We start from the raw sequence: 2,938 nt of genomic DNA, 5'->3' as shown, positions 1-2,938 counted from the left end.
GTCCCATTTTTCGTCAACTGGAATTCATCAATGATTGGTAGGACTTGATCGAAATATTTATCCACATATTGTAAAAAGATAGGTTCAGCGGAACGATATTGAATCCCCTTTTTCGTAGAGAGCCACCAAGGAAATCCGCCAAAATCCCATTCAGCACAAATATATGGCCCTGGTCTCGCAATCACATATAATCCTTTGTCAGCGCATAGCTCAAAAAAATACGCTAAATCCTTGTCGCCAGAGAAATCCCATTTTCCTTCATTCATTTCATGAAAATTCCAAGGGATGTAGGTTTCGATTGTATTGCATCCCCCTGCTTTCGCCTTATCTAAGACTTCGCTCCACTCCGCTCTTGGGAGGCGGAAATAGTGGATAGCAGCAGATAGGATAAAAATTCTTTCATTATTTATCTTCCAGCTTTTTTGGTCATAAGTAATCATCGATTCGCCTCCAAAATTGTCATGCCCCAAAACTCTTGGTAACAGTTTTATAGCTTAGTAGCAAACAGAACTTTTGCCCAGCATGTTAATTGGTCTGGTTAACAAGCCATTGAACAAATTTTATCGCCGTTGCTTTCTTTTGCGTATTGGATATGATCGCCATCATCTTATTGTCCGGATTGTATCCCTTACTACTCAGGAGTTCATTTCCGGTTAGATCCATTCCGTTTTTATCTGTTTTTTTGTCATTGTTCGCCTTTTTTATAAAATCCAAATCTTTAAAAGCTCCTTGTTGAGACAGGACTACAAAGTCGCTTCGATCAAGTACCATAATATCAATATCTTTGGCTGCAATTTGGGCAAGCATTTTTTGATATATATCCATATTACCCGGCGAGGTGAGATTTCCATTTACTCGCCAAAATTTCAACTTAATTTCAGACTTCAAATCCGCCTTTAAAATCTCAGCAGAGGCTCTTTTTTGAAGTGCCTGCTGCTCCTTCTGTTCCATCATATTTCCGATAAAAGTAACATTTAATGCTGCTGGCTTTTCATGTTTAGTAAAAAAAACAAGCGGAATCACTGCAGCAAGAACCAGTATTCCGGTTAAAATATGGGCTTTATAATGGTACCAAATGTTGTCTAACTTTTTTAGTAGTTGTGTTTTTGTCATTACCATCACCTTGGTTTTAGCTAATAAAGAATCATTACAAAAGGCCATATTGGGATATGATGAAAACCAATCCCCAGAAATTTTCCAGGGGATCGTATTCAGCATGATGTTTATTCTTTTACCCATTCACCTTTAATTTTATTTTCTTTTAACAGCTTGTTAACATCCTCAATGACGTCTTTTCCGCCTTTAGACATATACTCTTCTACGAATTTATTCCAATCGGAAATTGGTCTTTGACCCACAATCATTTTGGTAAATTCATTCGAAGCATACTCACTTAAAGCAGGGGCCTTGTCATTAAATACATCAGAGTGAATACGGCCAACAGGGCTGATATAGAAATTGGATTTAGATAGCATGTCAAACATTATATTATTAAATTCTTTTGCTTCAGGAGCTTTAGCTTGTTTTGCGTAATCCTCCATGACTTTTTCACCATCAGCAAATCCACCTACCTTATCCCAGAATAGTGCTAATGGCGCATATTTACTATAATCATCTGTTTTTTCTGGCTGCCCATCAGTCATTTTATACCCTTTGCCTTCGCCGCCCATCGTCCAATCGAAATATTTATTATCGGCCTTTTGTTCATCTGCAGGTACATAATTAGTCATGTAATCCATCATTTCTAATATTTTTTCAACCTTTTTCTGGTCATTTTTCAATTTAGCATTTAACATCCAAACTCGATAATAACCGGCGAGGTATGGATATCCCGATTTGCCATCAGGCTGCTGGAATGCCGGAATGGCAGCAATTTTTGCATCAGGAGCAGTCTTCCTTAATGTAGCCAAGTTAAGATTAGTAGGAGTCGCCCCACTTTGTGGTCCTGGCTGTTCATACCAAATTCCAACCTTACCGGCATTAAAGTCTTTAAATACTTCATTATATTCTTTAATTGCCCAGTCTTTATCAAGCGCGCCAGCTTTAAACATTCTATTTAAGGAAGTGATTTTTTCTTTGCTGCCTTCAGAAATTTGTCCTGGAATTAGTTGACCATCTTTATTCTTGTGGTACCAGCTATTACCCCAATAAGCACCGAAAGAAGGATCATAGTAAATTCCTTTGGCAAGGCCTAACCCTACCGTGTCATTTTTGCCGTTTCCATCCGGATCCTGTGTCGCAAAGGCAATGGCAACCTTCTCTAATTCCTCAAAATTCGTAGGCATTTTTAAACCTAACTTATCAAGCCAGTCCTGGCGAATGATAGGTCTCTTTCCGCCAGCACTCGGAAAGAAAAGTGGAATCCCGTATATTTTCCCATCTACACTTACTGCATCCCAAACAGACTGTGGGATAGCTTTAAAGTTCTCATACTTCTTTACATAATCATTTAATGGTAAAAATGCACCTTGTTTTGCCCACTTGACATAATTTGTATCAACAAGCTCTGTCCCAATCACATCTGGGATATCACCGGAAGCCATTTTTACTGACAACTTATCATCATAAAGGTCAACAGGAATATACTGTGGTTTAAAATCGATATTAAACTTTTTATCTAACGTTTTAATCGCTTCATTCCCTGGCTCAGGAACTGGATTCAGCGCAGTAAGATCAAACCATGTGATCGATTCTTTACCATTTTTGTTATCAGATGAGGCTTTATCATTTGGTGAACATGCGGCAAGAGATCCTGCCAAAAGAACAGTCGATAGAGTTACTGACAAAAATCGTTTCATCAATGCATTTCCCCCTAGTAATTTCATCAAAAAATCGAATACTTTCATTGGTAAATCGCCAAAGCTACTCTTTTACAGAGCCAAGCATCACTCCTTTCGCAAAATGTTTTTGTAAGAATGGATAGACAATCAGGATTGGC

The 2,938-nt window shown here is 38.2% G+C and carries 3 protein-coding genes; all 3 read right to left on the bottom strand.

The window, feature by feature from the left end:
• A partial coding sequence (locus AC59HZ_RS31200) for a beta-galactosidase (protein WP_496549587.1) occupies window positions 1-440 on the bottom strand: 440 nt, incomplete at its 3' end.
• A gap of 85 nt (window positions 441-525) precedes the next feature.
• On the bottom strand, window positions 526-1,113 hold the full coding sequence (locus AC59HZ_RS31195; RefSeq protein WP_496549586.1) for a hypothetical protein: 588 nt from the start codon (window positions 1,111-1,113) through the stop codon (window positions 526-528).
• Window positions 1,114-1,223: 110 nt separating this feature from the next.
• A complete protein-coding gene (locus AC59HZ_RS31190; RefSeq protein ID WP_496549588.1) occupies window positions 1,224-2,798 on the bottom strand; it encodes an extracellular solute-binding protein in 1,575 nt (524 codons plus the stop codon).
• Window positions 2,799-2,938: the final 140 nt, after the last annotated feature.

This window comes from Neobacillus sp. DZ-9, from assembly GCF_059587065.1.
Note: the sequence above shows the minus strand (reverse complement) of the source record. Positions and strands in the feature narration are given on the sequence as shown.

Coding starts and splice junctions, on each gene's coding strand:
- AC59HZ_RS31195 (WP_496549586.1), bottom strand. CDS start 1,113: ATGACAAAAACACAACTACTAAAAAAGTTAGACAACATTTGGTACCAT.
- AC59HZ_RS31190 (WP_496549588.1), bottom strand. CDS start 2,798: ATGAAACGATTTTTGTCAGTAACTCTATCGACTGTTCTTTTGGCAGGA.